15 protein-coding genes are annotated in these 17,803 nt (G+C 73.8%); 9 read left to right on the forward strand and 6 right to left on the reverse strand.

Annotated features, from left to right (window positions below):
• Positions 1–54 precede the first annotated feature (54 nt).
• The 3 genes from AC4OR8_RS17210 (at position 55) to secA (ending at position 5,076) form a co-directional block, all read left to right on the forward strand.
• Entirely contained in the window at positions 55–738 is a 684-nt protein-coding gene (locus AC4OR8_RS17210) for a response regulator (protein ID WP_492166830.1), read from the forward strand.
• 179 nt (positions 739–917) lie between these two features.
• Entirely contained in the window at positions 918–2,132 is a 1,215-nt protein-coding gene (locus AC4OR8_RS17215) for a winged helix-turn-helix domain-containing protein (RefSeq protein ID WP_492166831.1), read from the forward strand.
• A gap of 103 nt (positions 2,133–2,235) precedes the next feature.
• Complete coding sequence (secA, locus tag AC4OR8_RS17220) at positions 2,236–5,076, forward strand: preprotein translocase subunit SecA (protein WP_492166832.1); 2,841 nt, start codon at positions 2,236–2,238, stop codon at positions 5,074–5,076.
• Between the two features lie 785 nt (positions 5,077–5,861).
• Here secA and AC4OR8_RS17225 read toward each other — a convergent pair.
• Together AC4OR8_RS17225 and AC4OR8_RS17230 are read right to left on the reverse strand one after the other, a co-directional pair.
• Positions 5,862–6,398, reverse strand: coding sequence for an Rv3235 family protein (locus AC4OR8_RS17225; protein WP_492166833.1), 537 nt, complete (start codon positions 6,396–6,398; stop codon positions 5,862–5,864).
• Positions 6,395–7,120: a LysM peptidoglycan-binding domain-containing protein gene (locus AC4OR8_RS17230; protein WP_492166834.1), complete on the reverse strand. Its 726-nt coding sequence runs from the start codon at positions 7,118–7,120 to the stop codon at positions 6,395–6,397. Before AC4OR8_RS17230 ends, AC4OR8_RS17225 begins: the two co-directional genes overlap by 4 nt.
• 157 nt (positions 7,121–7,277) lie before the next feature.
• Here AC4OR8_RS17230 and AC4OR8_RS17235 point away from each other — a divergent pair, with 157 nt between their 5' ends.
• Positions 7,278–7,811 carry a hypothetical protein gene (locus tag AC4OR8_RS17235; RefSeq protein ID WP_492166835.1) on the forward strand — a complete coding sequence of 178 codons (534 nt, stop codon included), beginning with the start codon at positions 7,278–7,280 and terminating at the stop codon, positions 7,809–7,811.
• A gap of 34 nt (positions 7,812–7,845) precedes the next feature.
• Here AC4OR8_RS17235 and AC4OR8_RS17240 read toward each other — a convergent pair whose 3' ends face one another.
• The 4 genes from AC4OR8_RS17240 to AC4OR8_RS17255 are packed head-to-tail and all read right to left on the reverse strand — an operon-like array spanning position 7,846 to position 11,151.
• Positions 7,846–8,175: a sec-independent translocase gene (locus AC4OR8_RS17240; protein ID WP_492166836.1), complete on the reverse strand. Its 330-nt coding sequence runs from the start codon at positions 8,173–8,175 to the stop codon at positions 7,846–7,848.
• Between the two features lie 3 nt (positions 8,176–8,178).
• On the reverse strand, positions 8,179–9,342 hold the full coding sequence (locus AC4OR8_RS17245; protein WP_492166837.1) for an Mrp/NBP35 family ATP-binding protein: 1,164 nt from the start codon (positions 9,340–9,342) through the stop codon (positions 8,179–8,181).
• 11 nt (positions 9,343–9,353) lie between these two features.
• The gene (locus tag AC4OR8_RS17250) at positions 9,354–9,887 is read right to left on the reverse strand and encodes a DUF1003 domain-containing protein (protein WP_492166838.1); all 534 of its coding nucleotides are present in this window, start codon (positions 9,885–9,887) and stop codon (positions 9,354–9,356) included.
• Positions 9,880–11,151: a magnesium transporter MgtE N-terminal domain-containing protein gene (locus tag AC4OR8_RS17255; RefSeq protein WP_492166839.1), complete on the reverse strand. Its 1,272-nt coding sequence runs from the start codon at positions 11,149–11,151 to the stop codon at positions 9,880–9,882. The genes AC4OR8_RS17250 and AC4OR8_RS17255 overlap by 8 nt, the downstream gene beginning before the upstream one ends.
• 47 nt (positions 11,152–11,198) lie before the next feature.
• Between AC4OR8_RS17255 and AC4OR8_RS17260 the strand changes: the two genes are divergently transcribed.
• The 5 genes from AC4OR8_RS17260 to AC4OR8_RS17280 all read left to right on the forward strand — a co-directional run bounded on the left by AC4OR8_RS17260 (position 11,199) and on the right by AC4OR8_RS17280 (position 17,788).
• Entirely contained in the window at positions 11,199–12,344 is a 1,146-nt protein-coding gene (locus AC4OR8_RS17260; RefSeq protein ID WP_492166840.1) for a hypothetical protein, read from the forward strand.
• A gap of 129 nt (positions 12,345–12,473) precedes the next feature.
• Positions 12,474–13,595: a hypothetical protein gene (locus AC4OR8_RS17265; protein ID WP_492166841.1), complete on the forward strand. Its 1,122-nt coding sequence runs from the start codon at positions 12,474–12,476 to the stop codon at positions 13,593–13,595.
• Positions 13,596–13,753: 158 nt separating this feature from the next.
• On the forward strand, positions 13,754–14,242 hold the full coding sequence (locus tag AC4OR8_RS17270) for a hypothetical protein (RefSeq protein WP_492166842.1): 489 nt from the start codon (positions 13,754–13,756) through the stop codon (positions 14,240–14,242).
• A 71-nt stretch (positions 14,243–14,313) separates the two neighbouring features.
• Positions 14,314–15,645 carry a phospholipase D-like domain-containing protein gene (locus AC4OR8_RS17275; protein ID WP_492166843.1) on the forward strand — a complete coding sequence of 444 codons (1,332 nt, stop codon included), beginning with the start codon at positions 14,314–14,316 and terminating at the stop codon, positions 15,643–15,645.
• Between the two features lie 136 nt (positions 15,646–15,781).
• Positions 15,782–17,788 carry an RCC1 domain-containing protein gene (locus AC4OR8_RS17280; protein ID WP_492166844.1) on the forward strand — a complete coding sequence of 669 codons (2,007 nt, stop codon included), beginning with the start codon at positions 15,782–15,784 and terminating at the stop codon, positions 17,786–17,788.
• Positions 17,789–17,803: the final 15 nt, after the last annotated feature.

Here is a 17,803-nt window from a genome sequence, read left to right on the forward strand (position 1 = left end):
TCCGGCGGTCCCGTTCGCTGCCCGGCCGGCGAGCGGCCGTGCCATGATGCAGCCGTGCCCGAGACCACCAGCGACTCCCGCCGCGAGGCCGTCCGTGTGATCGTCGTCGACGACCAGGAGCTCTTCCGCCGCGGTCTGACGATGCTGCTGGCCGCCGAGGACGGCATCGAGGTCGTCGGCGAGGCCGGCGACGGCCTCGAGGGCACCACCGTGGCCTCCTCCGTGGCTCCCGACGTCGTGCTGCTCGACGTGCGGATGCCGAAGAAGTCCGGCATCGAGGCGTGCCTGGCCATCAAGGAGGCCGTGCCCTCGGCCAAGATCATCATGCTGACGGTCTCCGACGAGGAGGCCGACCTGTACGAGGCCGTGAAGAGCGGCGCGTCGGGCTACCTGCTCAAGGACTCCTCGATCGAGGAGGTCGCCCAGGCGATCCGGGTGGTGGCCGACGGCCAGTCGCTGATCTCCCCGTCGATGGCGGTCAAGCTCATCGACGAGTTCAAGCAGATGTCGAAGCCCGAGCGCGAGCACGTGCCGGGCCTGCGGCTCACCGAGCGCGAGCTCGAGGTGCTGCGCCTGGTCGCCAAGGGCATGAACAACCGCGAGATCGCTCGCAACCTCTTCATCTCCGAGAACACCGTGAAGAACCACGTGCGCAACATCCTGGAGAAGCTCCAGCTGCACTCGCGCATGGAGGCCGTCATGTACGCCGTGCGCGAGAAGCTGCTGGACCTGCCGTAGCGCGCAGCCGCTGCAGCAGGTCGGTGGTGGTCGAGCGAGCCGCGCGGGCGAGGCACGAGCCCGCGACCGGCGTGTCGAGACCTGCCGTGGCAGCGCCGCCCGCGGCAGGTGGGCGGCCGCGGCCGGCCGAGACGGAGGCGCGGGTGACCACCGTCGGCCCCGGCCCCTAGCCTCGTCCCGTGCAGACCCTCTCCCGCGCGCAGGCCCGCCGCGTCGCCCTGGCCGCGCAGGGCTTCGCCGAGCCGCGCCCGTCCGCGCCGACGATGCGCACGCTGCAGCGCGTGGTCGGGCGCACCGGGGTGCTCCAGGTCGACTCCGTCAACGTGCTCCAGCGCGCCCACTTCATGCCGCTGTGGTCGCGCACGGGCGCCTACGACGTCGACCTGCTGCGTCGCGCCGCCGAGCAGCGCCCGCGCCGGCTGGTGGAGTACTGGGCCCACGTGCAGGCGCTGATGCCGGTCGAGCTCTGGCCGGTGATGGCCCACCGCCGCGACCACTACCGCGCGCGCCGCGGCAAGTGGAGCGTGCTCGACGAGGCCCCCGACCTCGAGGCCGACGTCGTCGGGCGGATCGCCGCGCACGGCCCGGCCACGGCCCGCCAGGTCGCGGCCTGGCGCGGTGACGCCGGCCCGGCGAGTCGTGACCAGTGGGGCTGGAACTGGTCGGCCACCCGCAGCGTGCTCGACTTCCTGTTCACCACCGGCGACCTCGCCATCGCCGGGCGCACCCCGCAGTTCGAGGTGCGCTACGACCTGCCGGAGCGGGTGCTGCCCGCGCAGGTCCTCGCCACGCCCGTGCCGCCGGTGGCCGAGCAGCACCTCGAGCTGGTCCGGCGCGCGGCGCGCTCCCACGGCGTGGCCACGCTGCGCTGCCTCAAGGACTACTACCGCATGCACGTCGACGACGTGCGGCCCGCGGTGGCCGCGCTGGTCGACTCCGGCGAGCTGGTGCCGGTGACGATCGAGGGCTGGTCGCGCCCGGCCTACCTGCACCGCGACGCGCGCCGGCCGCGGGCCGTGCGCGCCCGGGCGCTGCTCAGCCCGTTCGACCCGCTGGTCTGGGAGCGCGAGCGCACCGAGCGGCTCTTCGACCTGCACTACCGCATCGAGATCTACGTGCCGGCCCACCTGCGCCGCCACGGCTACTACGTGCTGCCGTTCCTGCTCGGCGACGAGATCGTGGCCCGCGTCGACCTCAAGGCCGACCGGTCGGCGGCCGGCGGCGCGGGCGTCCTGCGGGTGCCCGGCGCCTTCGCCGAGCCCGGGGCCCCGGCGGAGACCGCTGCCGAGCTGGCCGCCGAGCTGCGCGACCTGGCGGGGTGGCTGGGCCTGGGCGACGTCGAGGTGGGCGAGCGCGGCGACCTCGTGGGGGCGCTGCGCGCGGCCCTGGGATGACCTCCGGCGGGCAGCACGGCCCGGTTGGGAGCGCCCCACCCCCCTGGGTACAGTGAGTTCGCCTGTGACCACCGCTAGGCCCCCTGACTAGGAGCGTCCTTCCGTGCCCGTGATCCTCGACAAGCTCCTCCGCCTCGGCGAGGGCAAGATCCTCCGACAGCTGGAGGCGGTCGCGAAGGCCGTGAACGCCATCGAGGAGGACTTCGAGGCGATGAGCGACGCCGAGCTCCAGCACATGACGGTGGAGTTCAAGGAGCGTCTCGCCGCCGGGGAGACCCTCGACGACCTGATGCCCGAGGCGTTCGCGGTCGTGCGTGAGGCCTCCCGCCGCGTCAGCGGCATGCGCCCGTTCGACGTCCAGGTGATGGGCGCCGCGGCGCTGCACCTCGGCAACATCGCGGAGATGAAGACCGGCGAGGGCAAGACCCTGGTCGCCGTGCTGCCGTCCTACCTCAACGCGCTCGCCGGCAAGGGCGTGCACGTCGTGACGGTCAACGACTACCTCGCGAAGTACCAGTCGGAGCAGATGGGCCGCATCCACCACTTCCTCGGCCTCACCACCGGGGTGATCCTGCCCGAGATGCGCCCCGCCGAGCGTCGTGTGGCCTACGACTGCGACATCACCTACGGCACCAACAACGAGCTCGGCTTCGACTACCTCCGCGACAACATGGCCTCCGCGATCGAGGACTGCGTGCAGCGCGGTCACTTCTTCGCCGTGGTCGACGAGGTCGACTCCATCCTGATCGACGAGGCCCGCACGCCGCTGATCATCAGCGGGCCCACGCAGGACGAGGTGAAGTGGTACGGCGAGTTCGCCAAGATCACCCGCAAGCTCGAGCGCGAGGTCGACTACGAGGTCGACGAGAAGAAGCGCACCATCTCCGTCCTCGAGCCCGGCATCACCAAGGTGGAGGACCACCTCGGCATCGAGAACCTGTACGAGTCGGCCAACACCCCGCTGATCTCGTTCCTGAACAACTCCATCAAGGCCAAGGAGCTGTTCCACAACGACAAGGAGTACGTCGTCATCCAGGGCGAGGTGCTCATCGTCGACGAGCACACCGGCCGGATGCTGTCGGGACGTCGCTACAACGACGGCCTCCACCAGGCGATCGAGGCCAAGGAGGGCGTGCAGGTCCGCGAGGAGTACCAGACCCTGGCCACCGTCACCCTGCAGAACTACTTCCGCCTCTACCAAAAGCTCTCCGGCATGACCGGCACGGCGATGACCGAGGCCAGCGAGTTCGACAAGATCTACAAGCTCGGCGTCGTCCCGATCCCGACCAACAAGCCGATGGCGCGCATCGACCAGGGCGACCTGGTCTACCGCACCGAGGAGGCCAAGTACGACGCGGTCGCCGAGGACATCCGCGAGCGGCACGAGAAGGGCCAGCCGGTGCTGATCGGCACCGTCTCGGTGGAGAAGTCGGAGCACCTGTCGAAGAAGCTCACCTCGATGGGCATCCCCCACACCGTGCTGAACGCGAAGGTCCACGCCGACGAGGCGAAGATCGTCGCGCTCGCCGGCCACAAGGGCGCGGTCACCGTCGCCACCAACATGGCCGGTCGCGGCACCGACATCATGCTCGGCGGCTCGGTGGAGTTCCTCGCCGACGAGGCGCTGCGCAAGCAGGGCCTCGAGCCCACCGGCGAGACCGCCGAGCAGTACGACGCCGCGTGGCCCGGCATGCTCGAGCGCATCCGCGAGCAGGTCAGGACCGAGCACGACGAGGTCAAGGACCTCGGTGGGCTCTACGTCGTCGGCACCGAGCGCCACGAGTCGCGACGCATCGACAACCAGCTGCGTGGTCGCTCCGGGCGTCAGGGCGACCCCGGTGAGTCGCGCTTCTACCTGTCCCTCGAGGACGAGCTGATGCGGCTGTTCAAGTCGGAGTGGGTCGACCGGGTGCTGCAGGTGCTGCGCATCCCCGACGACGTCCCGATCGAGAACAAGCGGGTCACCGGGGCCATCGCCAACGCCCAGGGCCAGGTCGAGTCGCAGAACTTCGAGTCCCGCAAGAACGTCCTCAAGTACGACGACGTGATGGACCGCCAGCGCCAGGTGATCTACGGCGAGCGCCGCGAGGTGCTCGAGGGCGCCGACCTGCGCGAGCAGATGCGGACCTTCCTCGACGACGTGGTCACCGGCTCCGTCACCGGCGCCACCCAGGACCTCACCGAGGCCTGGGACCTCGAGCAGCTGTGGACCGACCTCGGGCAGATCTGGCCCATCGGCATCACCATCGCCGAGCTCGAGGAGGCCGCGGGGAGCCGCGACGACATCGACCGCGAGGACCTGATCACCGCGCTGCGCACCGACGCCCACGCCGCCTACGACGCCCGGGAGGCCGAGGTGGGCGAGCCCGTCATGCGCGAGCTGGAGCGCCGCGTGCTGCTCTCGGTGCTCGACCGCAAGTGGCGCGAGCACCTCTACGAGATGGACTACCTGCGCGAGGGCATCTACCTGCGGGCCTACTCCCAGCGTGACCCCCTCGTGGAGTACCAGCGCGAGGGCTTCGACATGTTCGCCGCCATGATGGACGGCATCAAGGAGGAGGCCGTCGGCTTCCTGTTCAACCTCGAGGTCACCGTCGAGGAGGAGCCCGACGAGGCGCCCGTCCTCGAGGTGGCGGCGGGCCTGCGCGCCCCGGTCACCGCCGGTGCCCCCGCCCAGGCCCCCGAGGCCCCCGCCGACCAGCCGACGGAGGCCCGACCGCACATCCACGCCAAGGGCCTGGAGCCGGCCAAGCCCGCCAAGCTGGCCTACTCCGCCCCCGACGAGACCGGGGACGCCGAGGTCGTGGCGGTCGCCGACCCCGACGACCCGTTCGCCGGCATCAGCCGCAACGCGAAGTGCCCCTGCGGCTCGGGCAAGAAGTTCAAGCAGTGCCACGGCGCCGAGGGCGGCCCCACCGGCCTCACCACACGCGTCAACGGCTGACCCGCACCCCGCAGACCCCCGACCGGCTCCCGGTCGGGGGTCTGCTGCTGTCGTCGGTCGATGAGCCCCAGACGCCGCCGCTCGTCGGTCGAGTGCCGAGGAGCGCCAGCGACGAGGTGTATCGAGACCTCTCGACTGTCGTGGTCGGGTCCCGGCGTGGGCTGCGGTGGTCTCGATACGGGCGCTGGCGCTCGCTCCTCGACCAGCGAGAGGTTCCTCGTTGGTCGAGTGCCGAGGAGCGCCAGCGACGAGGTGTATCGAGACCTCTCGACTGTCGTGGTCGGGCTCCGGTGTCGACTGCGGCGGTCTCGAGACGCTCGCTGGCGCTCGCTCCTCGACCAGCGAGAGGTTCCTCGTTGGTCGAGTGCCGAGGAGCGCCAGCGACGAGGTGTATCGAGACCTCTCGACTGTCGTGGTCGGGCTCCGGTGTCGACTGCGGCGGTCTCGAGACGCTCGCTGGCGCTCGCTCCTCGACCGACGAACCGGGGTTCGCCGGTGCTCGAGTGCCGGTGGATTCTTCGTTGGTCGAGTGCCGAGGAGCGCCAGCGACGAGGTGTATCGAGACCCTCCGACTGTCGTGGCTGGGTCCCAGCGTCGGCTGCGGTGGTCTCGACCCGCCCGTCGCGCCCTCGCAGGCTCGGGCGCGGGGCTTGCTCGACCTACCCGGGCCCACGCAGCCAGCTCGTTCCTCGCTGCCTGCTGCCCGGTGACCTCGCAGGCTCGGGCGCGGGGCTTGCTCGACCCGCTTGAACGACGCGCCGTCCTCCTCCGTCGGACGCCGCTGTTCAAGCGAACTCGAGGGCGGTGCAGACCCAGCGGCCGTCACGGGCCTCGAAGCGGGCGGCGACGGCGCGGGAGCGGGGGCCGTAGGCGACCCGGGCCGAGGCCTCGAGGACGCCGGCACGCACCTGCGTGGCGTGCACGCTGCGCACCTGCGGCCGCACCGGCTGCACCCGGCCGGCGCCGGGCCGGTGGTCGCCGGCACGGGCCACCAGCAGCGCCCGGCGGGCGAGGTCGAGGTAGACGTCGCGGCTGGTCCAGCGCAGCAGCTGCGCCACGGGGCGGTCGCCGCCCACGATCTCGACCGCGGCCTGCACGAACCGGCGGGCCCAGGCCTCGCCCTCCTGGCGGGCGCGCTGGTCGATGGCGTGCACCCGACCGGCCTCGGGCGCCGTCGGGGGCGGCGGGGCGAGCGACGGCGGCAGGTCGTGGGCCAGCAGGTCGAGGGCGAGGGTGCCCTGCACGGCGGCCACGGGCACGGGCCGACGCAGGTCGACGACGTTGTCGCCGCGGCGGCGGCGCCGGGTGGAGGACTCGGTCACGGGTGGGGCTCCTGTCGGTCGGCGGGGGGTGGTGGCAGCCGGAGCTGCTGGCCGGGCTCGATCACGTCGGGGTCGGCCCCGACGACGTCGCGGTTGAGGTCGTGCAGGCGGGGCCACCAGGCGGCGACCTCTGCCTCGCCCGCGGGACGGCCGTCGCGTTCCAGCGCCTGGGCGGTGAGGCTCCAGAGGGTGTCGCCGGGCGCCACCGTCACCACGCGGGGAGCGGCAGCGCGGCCGCGGCCGTCGCGGCCGTCCGGGCCGTGGCGGTCGCCGTGGTGCTGCGGGGGAGCGGTGGCCCGGTCGGGGAGCGGCAGCCCGGCGAGCAGCTGCCCGCGCTCGACCTGAGCGGCGGGGCCGAGGCGGCCGTCGAGCCAGCGCTCGCGCTGCGACGGGTCGCCGGAGGTCGCGCCGGCCGGGGCCACCGCGGTGCCCGCGAGGGCGAGGCCGCAGGCGGCCAGCAGCGCGGCCCGCACCGGTGCCGGCAGCCCACGCACCCGCACGACCCGTCCGCGCAGCGCCTGGACGACGACCACGGTGAGGACCAGCCAGCCCCAGGCGGCGCCGGCGTACAGCGCCACCGTGCAGGCGGCGACGAGCGCGTCGTCGAACGCCTCGACCCGGGTGGCGCGCAGGCCGGGCAGCAGCAGCACGCCGAGCCCGGCGACCACCGCGGTGGCGCCCAGCCAGACCGCGAGACAGCGCGGTGCGGTGGCACGGTCCATGTCGATCCCCGAGATTCATGAGTTTGCGTCCGTTTGCCTCAGTAGACGCCCGTCCGCCTCTCGCGTCAACCAGCGCTCCACAGCGCTGGCGGCGCCAGCGGCCAGCACCACGGCGCGCCCGGCCCCGGCCGGGCCCGGCACGGGGCAGGGTGGCGCCATGGGCTGGGAGGACGACCTGTTCGAGGTGCTCGACGACCTCGAGCAGCAGGCCGAGGCGATGTACGACGCCGAGCGGGTCGTCGAGCTCGCCGACCGGGCGCGGGCGGAGTACCAGCAGGTCACCCTGGTGAGCCGGCTGATGGCCTCGCTGGAGCACGAGGTGGTGCTCGACGTGCTCGGTGTGGGCGCGGTCGCCGGTGTCCTCGACCGGGTGGCGGCCGACTGGGTCGTGGTGCGCGGCCCGGCTCAGGACTGGGTGGTGCGGTGCGCCGCCCTCAGCGCGGTGCGCGGTGCCTCGGAGCGCTCGACGCCCGAGGTGGCCTGGTCACCGGTGGCCCGGCTCGGCGTGGGCTCGGCGCTGCGCCGCCTCGCCGACGCGGGGGAGCGCTGCGTGCTGCACCTGCTCGACGGCGGGCGTCACGACGGGGTGGTGCGCCGGGTCGGTGCCGACTTCGTGGAGGTCGGCGTCGGCGACGGGAGGGTCGTGCTGGTGGCCCTGGCCGCGGTGGCCGCCGTGCAGAGCCGCGACTGACCCCGGCCGGGGCACAGGGAGGGAGCGCGGTGGCTCAGGTGGCCTCGAGGTCGTACGGCGGCAGCTCGCCGTCGCCGAGGGGCTGCAGGCCCCTGCGCTTCGGCTTCTTCTCCTCGGCCTCGGCCTCCTCCATCGCCTCCATGATGTGCTTGCGCACGATGGTGCGGGGGTCGAGGTCGCGCAGCTCGAGGTCGGAGAACTCGGGGCCGAGCTCGTCGCGCAGCTCGTCACGCGCGGAGTTGGCGAAGTCGCGTGCCTTCCGGACCATCTGGCCCGCCTGCTTGGCCAGGTCGGGCAGCCGGTCGGGGCCGAACACGAAGATCGCGACCAGGGCGATGACGGCAAGCTCGGCGAGTCCAGGCACGAGCTAGAACTTAGCGCTCGGGGTCAGTCCGAGCTGCATGCCGGCCAGCCCTCGGCCGCGTCCGGCCAGCCTGGTCGCCACGTCCTTCAGCACGACGGCGGCCGGGGCGGTCGGGTCGGCGTCCACGATGGGCTTGCCGACGTCACCGCCCTCGCGCAGCGAGACGTCCAGCGGGATCCGCCCGAGCACGGCGACGTCGTAGCCGAAGCGGGACGACAGCGTCTGCGCCACCCGGTCGCCGCCGCCGGAGCCGAAGATCTCGAGGCGGTGCTCACGACCCTCCTCGGCGCAGTGCGGACAGGGCAGGAAGCTCATGTTCTCCACGACGCCGACGACGCGCTGGTGCATCATGGAGGCCATCGTGCCGGCGCGCTCGGCCACCTCGGCGGCGGCCTCCTGCGGCGTGGTCACCACGAGCACCTCGGCGCCGGGCAGGTGCTGGCCCAGCGAGATGGCGACGTCGCCGGTGCCGGGCGGCAGGTCGAGCAGCAGCACGTCGAGGTCGCCCCAGTAGACGTCGGCCAGCATCTGCACCAGCGCCCGGTCGAGCATCGGCCCGCGCCAGGCGACCACCTGGTCGCGGCGCGGCTTGAGCATGCCGATCGAGATGACCGACACCCCCGACGACGTCGGCACGGGCATGATCAGGTCGTCGACCTGGGTGGGCCGGGCGTCGGCCACGCCGAGCATCGCCGGCACGGAGTGGCCGTAGATGTCGGCGTCCACGACGCCGACCTTGAGCCCCTGAGCGGCCATCGCCAGTGCCAGGTTGACCGTCACCGACGACTTGCCGACGCCGCCCTTGCCCGAGGCGATCGCGAAGACCTTGGTGAGCGAGCCGGGCTGGGCGAACGGGATCTCGCGCTGCGCCTTGCCGCCGTTGAGCACGTCCTTGAGCCCGGAGCGCTGCTCGGGGGTCATCACGCCGAGGGTGAGGTCGACACCCGCGACGCCGTCGACGCGGGTCACCGCCGCGGTCACGTCGCGGTTGATCGTGTCCTTGAGGGGGCAGCCGGCCACCGTCAGCAGCACGGTGATGCGGGCCAGGCCGGCCTCGTCGACCTCGACGGAGTCGACCATCCCCAGCTCGGTGATGGGGCGCTTGATCTCGGGGTCGTTCACGGTCGCGAGCGCGGCGGTGACCTGCTCGAGAAGGGGGGTGCTCATGATGCCCCAGTCTAGGCGAGCGGTGGTTCCCGGCGGTCGCCGGCGGGTGTGGCGGACGACTCGTCGGCGGCGCGCTCCTCGAGGTCCTGCAGCAGCGAGCGCAGCTCGGAGCGCAGGAAGTCGCGGGTGGCGACCTCGCCCACCGACATCCGCAGGGAGGCGACCTCGCGGGCGAGGAACTCCATGTCGGCGTGGGCGCGGGCGTTGGCCTGCCGGTCCTGCTCGGCCACCACCTTGTCGCGGGTCTCCTGCCGGTTCTGCGCGAGCAGGATCAGCGGCGCGGCGTACGACGCCTGGAGGCTCAGCATCAGCGTGAGGAAGATGAAGGGGTAGGGGTCCCAGCGCGCGGCGTCGGGCGCCAGCAGGTTCCACAGCACCCAGGCGATGACGAACAGCGTCATGTAGATGAGGAACCGGGCGGTGCCCATGAAGCGCGCGAACTGCTCGGCGAACACGCCGAAGGTGTCGTCGTCGTACGACGGGCGCCGCACCAGCTGGCGGCGCGTCTCGGTGGGGGTGTCCAGGCGGGGACGGCGGTCAGCCACGGGGCACCCTCCGTCGCGAGCGCGGCCGCAGCCCCTGCTCGCGCCAGTTCTCCGGCAGCATGTGGTCGAGCAGGTCGTCGACGGTCACCGCCCCGAGCAGCCGGCCGTTCTCGTCGACCACGGGCGCGGCGACCAGGTTGTAGGTGGCCAGGTGGGCCGCGACCTGGTCGATGTTCGCCTCCGGCGGCAGGGTCTCCATCGAGTCGTCGAGCGCCCCGGCCACCAGCGTCGACGGGGGGTCGCGCAGCAGCCGCTGGATGTGGGCCACGCCGAGGAACCGGCCGGTGGGCGTCTCGAGCGGCTGGCGGCACACGTAGACCAGCGCGGCCAGCGACGGCGTGAGGTCGGGGTTGCGCACGTGCGCGAGCGCGTCGGCGATCGTCGCGTCGGGGCCCAGGATCACCGGCTCGGGCGTCATCATCGCGCCCGCGGTGTCCTCGACGTAGGACATGAGGCGGCGCACGTCCTCGGCCTCGTCGGGCTCCATCAGCTCCAGCAGCTTCGCGGCGGTCTCCGGCGGCAGCTCGGCGATGAGGTCGGCGGCGTCGTCGGGCGACATCTCCTCGAGGACGTCGGCGGCGCGCTCGTCGCCGAGGTGGCCGAGGATCTCGACCTGGTCCTCCTCCGGCAGCTCCTCGAGGACGTCGGCGAGGCGCTCGTCGTCGAGGGCGGCGACCACCGCGGTGCGCCGCTCGGGGGGCAGCTCGTGGATCATCGTGGCGGCGTCGGCCGGGCGCAGCTCGTTGAGCGCGGCGACGAGGTGGGTGGCGCCCTGCGCCTCGTCGCGCAGCGTCAGCCCCTCCACGTCGCGCCACTCCACGACGTGGGTCTGGCCCTTGCGCCGCAGCGCCTTCGCCGGCTCCTGCACCGCCACCCGGCTCAGCGCCCAGTCGCGGTTGCGGGCCTGCTCCATCGCCACGTCGTAGACGGTGCCGGAGACCTCCGAGCCGGCGATGCGCACCGTGCGGTCGAGCATCTGGCCGATGACGAGGGTCTCGGTGGAGCGCTGCTCGAAGCGGCGCATGTTCAGCAGGCCGGTGGTGTAGACCTGCCCGCTGTCGATGTTGGTGACGCGGGTCATCGGCACGAAGATCCGCCGACGGCCGAACACCTCGGCCACCAGCCCCAGGACGCGCGGCTGGCTGGTCTCGGAGCGCACCGAGACCACCACGTCGCGGACCTTGCCCACCTGGTCGCCCTGCGGGTCGAAGACCGGCAGCCCGACGAGGCGGGCGACGTAGACGCGGGAGGGGGCGGAGCTCACGGGGTCACGCTAGCGCCCCGGCAGCCCGGCGATGACAGCATGGCCGGGTGACCCCACCCACCCGCGCCCCGGGCCGTGTCGTGCTCCACGTCGGGCTGCCGAAGACCGGGACGACGTGGCTGCAGGGCCTGCTGGCCGCCCACCGCGACCCGCTGCGTGCGGGCGGCGTGGTCTACCCCTTCGTCCGGCCCGGGGCGATGTTCCACGGCGCGGTCGAGGTGCGGGGGAGCGCGGGCCGCTTCGGGCTGGCGCCCGGCGACGTGGAGGGCGCCTGGGCAGCGGTGTGCGCACGGGCCCGGACCTTCCTCGACGACGGCGGGCGGACGGCGGTGCTCGGCCACGAGGTGCTGGGCGGAGCCGCGCCGGAGCAGGTCGCGCGGGCCCTGGCGCCGCTGCAGGGCCTCGAGGTGCACCTGGTCGTCACCGCGCGCGACCTCGGGCGCCAGGCCACCGCCCACTGGCAGGAGGAGGTCAAGCTGGGCGCCACCTGGTCCTTCGCCGACCTGGCGCGCGAGCAGCTGCGCGCCGACACCGGGCGCGAGGCGCGCGGCCCCGACGACGGCGGGCGTCGTCCGCACTTCTGGCACGCCCAGGATCCCGTCGGCGCGCTCTCCCGCTGGGCGGGCGACCTGCCGCCCGGCCAGGTGCACCTGGTCACCTGCCCCCCGCCCGGTGCGCCGGCCGCGCTGCTGTGGGAGCGCTTCGCCGAGGCCGCCGGCATCGACCCCGGGCTCGTCGACCCGGCGGCGGCCGTGGCCGGCAACCCGTCGCTGGGGGCGGCCGAGACCGCACTGGTGCGCGCCGTGAACGCAGCCCTCGGAGACCGGCTCGACGCCCGCACGCGCGCCCGTGTGGTCAAGCAGGGCTGGGCCGAGGGTGAGCTGGCCGCCCGGTCGTCGCCTCGCCCGGCCACCCCCGCCGACCTCGGTCCGCTGCTGGACGCCGCCACGCAGGCCTGGACGCAGGAGGTGGCGGCCGCCGGGTGGCAGGTGCACGGCGACCTCGCCGACCTCGCGCCGGTGCTCGGCGCGCCCGGCGCCCCGCCCCCCGACGTCGACCCGCCGCCGGGCGACGACCCGCAGCGCTGGGCCGACACCCTGCTCGAGCGTGCCGCCGTCCCGCCCGCGGCCGACGCGGGACGCGGCTCCCCGCCGGGCCGGCGCGGCCGGCTGGGGCGGCTGCGCGGGCGCTGAGGTCCCCGGCGAGCCACCCGGCGAGCCGCCCGCGACGGCGGGCCGGCACCGGGCAGCCCGGTGCTACCGTTCACCCGCCTCGGCAGCCGGGCCAGGGCCAGCCAGCCGGTGTCGCGACCTGGGAGGACCATGAGCAGCCGCGTTGTCCTGCACGTCGGGGCGATGAAGACCGGCACCAGCTACGTGCAGTCGATCATGGGCCGCCACAAGCAGGAGCTCGCCGCGTCCGGCACCGAGTTCGTGGGCGGCTTCGGGCTGCAGACCCGCGCCGTGCGCCGGATGCTGCGCCTGCCCGCCGCGCCCGAGCGCAACCGCGCGCTCTGGCTCGACCTCGTCGCTGCGGCCCGCGCCTCCCCGTCGCCCACGTCGGTGGTGTCGATGGAGTTCCTCGGCTTCGCCACCGACGCCCAGGTCGAGGAGCTGCTGGCCCCGCTGGCCGGTCTCGACGTGCAGGTCGTGGTCTCGGCGCGCGACCAGCGGCTGGCGGTGCCGGCGCAGTGGCAGACCTTCACCCGCAACCTGGGCGAGGACGACTGGGCCACCTACCTGCGCCGCATCGAGGACCCCGACGACGTCGACAGCCGTGCCCACCGCACCTTCCACCGTGCCCAGGACGTGCCCGACGTGGTCACCCGGTGGGGGTCGCACCCCGCCGTCGGCGGCGTCGGCCTGGTCACGGTGCCGGCCCCCGGTGCGCCGCCCGACGCGCTGTGGCACCGCTTCGCGAGCGCGGTGGGCGCCGACCCCGACGTCGTCGACCCCTCGGTCGCCAAGCACAACGCCTCGCTCGGCTTCGCGTCCTGCGACGTGCTGCGGCGGGTCAACCCCCAGCTCGCCGAGATCGCCCCGCCGGTCTACCGGGCGCTGGTGCGCGAGGCCGCGACGGGCCCGCTGGCCGCGCTGCGGGCCGACGAGGAGCGCCCGCTGCTCGACCGCGCCGCAGCCGCGGTGGCCCTGGCACGCAACGCCGCGGTGCGCGACCTGGTGACGACCGGGCGGGTCGTGCTCACCGGCGACCTCGACGACCTGCCGGTCTCCGACGACCTCGCGGACTACCCGCAGGTCGCCCCGGCCCCGGCGCCCGACCAGGTGCTGCGGGCGGCGTTGGTGCTGCGCGACCACGCCGCGCAGCGCCACGCCGACGAGGTGGGCCCGGCCCCGGCAGGGTCGGTCGCGGGTCCGGACGCCGACCTCGACGTCCTGCTGGGCGAGGCCGCGAGCCTGCTGCGCGAGGTCGCCGCGGTCCGCTGACCGGTGCGTCGGCCGGCGTGCCGAACGGCGTGCCGTCGGAGCCCCCGGCCGGAGTCGCGGCAGGAGCCGTCGCGGGCCCCGGGGGGTCCCCGACACGTCGGCCGACGTGCCGCCCGCGGGGTTCCCCCACGCCGGTGACCATGCCTTACCCTCGACAGGTGTCCCGAGTCCTGCGTCGTGTCGTCACCCGCCCCGGTGGGTACGGCGCCCGCGCCTCGGTGGTCCTCGTCGCCACCGCCGCCCTGCTCGCGGGGTGCGGCTCCTCCGACGGTGACAGCGCCACCGACCCCGCGGGGTCGACCAGCCCGTCCGCGGCCGAGTCCGGGTCGTCCGAGCCGTCGGCGTCCCCGCCCGAGGCGAGCGAGAGCCCGACCGGGAGCGCGGCGCCCGGCGGCAGTAACGGGGCGGCCACCGTCCCGGCGTGCGCCGACGTGTGGGTGGCGGGCCAGGACCTCCCGCGCGGCTACGCCGGGTGCGAGCAGGACGGCGTGGTGGAGGAGCCCGTGGCCCGCCGCTGCGAGCTGGGACAGCAGATCGTCGAGCACGCCGGCCGCTACTACGCGGTGCCGGGCTACGTCGTGAACGAGACCGATGGTCTCGCCTCGAGCCGGCAGTACCAGCGCGCCCTGCGCAGCTGCCAAGGATGACCCACGGTGCAACCACCTGCCGCCGGCAGGTGTGCGGTCCGCCCTCCGGCGGTCCGGGACAAGGAGTAAGCATGTCTGTACGTCGCACGCTCGCCGCAGCCCTGGTGGGGCTGCCGCTGCTGCTGACGGGGGCCGTCGTCGCGGTGCCCGCGCAGGCCGCGCCGGTCGCCGGTGTCGCCTCCGTCGAGGTGCCCACGGCCGACCGCCCCGGCGGCAACGGCCGCCAGCGCGAGATGTCGGTGGCCTCGGGCTTCGCCGTGCGGCAGGGGGTGCTGTTCAACAACCCCCTGAACGACCGCTCGCACGTCATCAACAGGCACCTGCGCGACGCCATCGCGAACACGCCCAAGGGCGAGAAGATCCGCATGATCACGTGGAACTTCAAGAGCCAGCTGTTCGTGCGCTCGCTGCGCGCCGCCCACCAGCGCGGCGTCAGCGTGCGGGTGATCATGTCCGGCGGCCTCGCCGCCCAGCAGCAGCCCGACGGCGACTACCGCACCCTGAAGCGGGCCCTGTCGGTGGGCAACAAGTCGCGCGAGCCCGGCATGAAGAGCTGGTTCCGCGTCTGCAACAACTCCTGCCGCGGCAAGGCCGGCACCGGCATCGTGCACTCGAAGTTCTTCCTCTTCAGCCGGGTCGGCTCGTCGCGCCACGTGGTGATGCAGGGCTCGGGCAACCTCACCGAGGCCGCCGCCAACAACCAGTGGGACGACCTGGTCACGCTGGCCGGACGCGAGAAGTCCTACCGCGGCTACGAGAAGATCTTCACGCAGGCCGCGAAGGACCGGCTGCACCGCCCGACCTTCGACACCTTCGCCGACGGCGAGTTCCGCTCCTGGTTCTACCCCCGCCTCGGCCGCTCCGACCAGGTCGTCGACATGCTCGACCGCACCAAGTGCAAGAACGCCCGCAAGGGCTTCGGCATCAACGGCCGCACGCAGATCCGCATCTCGCAGTCGGTCTTCAACGGCCTGCGCGGTGAGGCCATCGCCCGCGCGGTCCGGCAGAAGCACAACGCCGGCTGCAACGTCCGCATCAACTACTCGGTGATGACGCCGAACGTGCGCGACATCCTCGGCCCCGTGCCGCGCCGCCACATCGTGCAGGACCCGAACGGCGACGGCGTCTACGACCGCTACCTGCACATCAAGTCGATCGCGATCAGCGGCCACTACGGCAACAGCCGCGGCGACCGCATCGTGCTCAACGGCTCCGCGAACTGGTCGGGCTCGAGCCTGAAGTCCGACGAGCAGGGCATGATCATCACCCGCGACGCGATCGTGCGCAGCTACATCGACTGGGCCAACCAGCTGTTCCTGAACCCGCCGCGCGGCCGCGTGGTCGCCAGCCGCCCGAGCGCCGGCGTCGACCCGTACGAGAAGGCCTGGCTGCTGACGCAGTGACGGCACGGGGCCCCCGCCTGTCGGCGGGCGGTCCCGCACCGGTGCCGGACACGCCGCCCGAACGCCGGGACAGGGGGTCCGGGGAAGGTTAGCCTTCCCCGGACCCTCCTCCCCTTCCCCGACGTCGGAGGTCGACATGCTCGTGCGCCCGCTCGGTGGCTGGACCGCTCTGGTCCTGCTCGCCGCCACCCTCTCCCTGGGACCGGGTGCCACGGCCCTCGCCGACCCCGCCGCCGCCGTCCCCACGAGCAGCCTGACGACCTCGGCCGCCCCGGACGACTCGACCACCGACCCCACCCGGCTCACGGCGTCGGTCGTGAGCGTCGAGGACGCCGCCGCGCGGCGCGCCGCGACGGTGCGCAAGGTCTCCGCCGGCGGCGAGCACTCCTGCGAGGTGCGCGGCGACCGCACGCTGTGGTGCTGGGGTCGCAACACCTACGGGCAGCTCGGCACCGACCGCACCGGCCCGGGCACGCCGGAGCCGCAGCAGGTCGGGGAGGCCACCACGTGGCGCTCGGTCTCCGCCGGCGGCTCGTCCACCTGCGCGACGCGCACGGAGGGGACCCTCTACTGCTGGGGGGTCAACCACCGAGGCCAGCTCGGCGACGGCACCACCGACGCCCGCCTGACGCCCCGCAAGGTCGCCGGCAGCCAGTGGGCCCAGGTCTCCACCGGGTGGTTCCACACCTGCGCGACCCGTGACGACGAGACCCTGTGGTGCTGGGGCGACAACTCCGCCGGCCAGCTCGGCCAGGGCGGTCTCAAGGACCAGACCAGCCCCGTCAAGGTCCCCGGACGCGGCTGGAAGCGGGTCTCGGTCGACGGCTGGACGACGTGCGCGGTCAAGGGCGACGGCAGCGCCTGGTGCTGGGGTCGCAACGTGTTCGGCCAGCTCGGCGTCGGCGACAACCGCGACCGCAGCGAGCCCACGCAGGTCGGCACCGGCACCAGCTGGAGCGGCATCGCCGTCTCCTGGACCCACACCTGCGCCCGCACCCGCGCCGGCGCCGTGAGCTGCTGGGGCCGCGGCGACCAGGGCCAGCTCGGCACCGGCAGCCCGACCGGCGCCACCTCGCCGCAGACCGTGGTCGGCGGCCACGACGCCACCCGCCTCGACGTCGGGGAGGCCACCTCGTGCCTCGTCGACGCCGACCGGCGCCGCTGGTGCTGGGGCTCCGACGTCTACGGCCAGCTCGGTGACGGGCTGCGGGGCGGCAGCGCCGCACGTCCGGTCGCCTCGACCGGCACCTGGAGCGACGTCAGCGTGGGCTGGCTGCACACCTGCTCGCGCACCGCCGACGGACGACGGGTCTGCGCCGGCAACGACGAGCGCGGCCAGAGCGCCGGAGCCGCCCCCGTGCCTGCCGCCCGGTCCCGCGCCACCCGTCCGGCCCGCCGCGCCGGTCCCCTCGACCTCCGCATCGCGACGTTCAACACCGTGGGCAACCAGCACACCCGTCCCTACGCCCACGACGACCACCTCGCGCCGGCCCGCCTGCGCGCGGAGTGGACCGCCCGGGCCCTGCGCACCCTCGACGTCGACGTCGTCGGGGTGCAGGAGCAGACCGCTGAGCAGCTGGCCGCGATCACCGCCGCCGCCGGCGGCGAGTACGCCGCGTACCGCGCCCCGGCCGCCGGCGACCTCGCCGTCGAGTCGGCGCTGCTGTGGCGCCGCGACGTGTGGAAGGCCGTGCGCCGGACCACCATCAGCACCCAGTTCATCAGCCGCCAGCTGCCCCGGCCGGTGGTGCTGCTGGAGCACCGCGCCACCGGGCGCCGCGCCTGGGTGATGGCCGTGCACAACGCGCCCTGGGAGTACCAGCGCAAGCGCAACGCCGCGGTCCGCGACCAGCTGGCGAAGATCAACGAGCTCGAGGCCACCGGCACGCCGGTCTTCTTCATCGGCGACATGAACGAGAAGGCGACCATCGTGTGCAAGGTCATGCAGCACACCACCCTGCGCAGTGCCACCGGTGGCCGCTACCGCGACGGCACGTGCACCCCGCCGCCGGGCACCATGCGCGTCGACTGGCTCTTCGGTCCGGGCAACGCGTCCTGGGCCGGGTATGCTGAGAGCCGCATCCCGCTGGTGAGGCTGGCGACGGATCACTGGGTGCCGGTCTCTCGCGTCACTGTTCCCTGACGCACGTCCCCGACC

Source organism: Nocardioides sp. FY1077 (assembly GCF_058681775.1).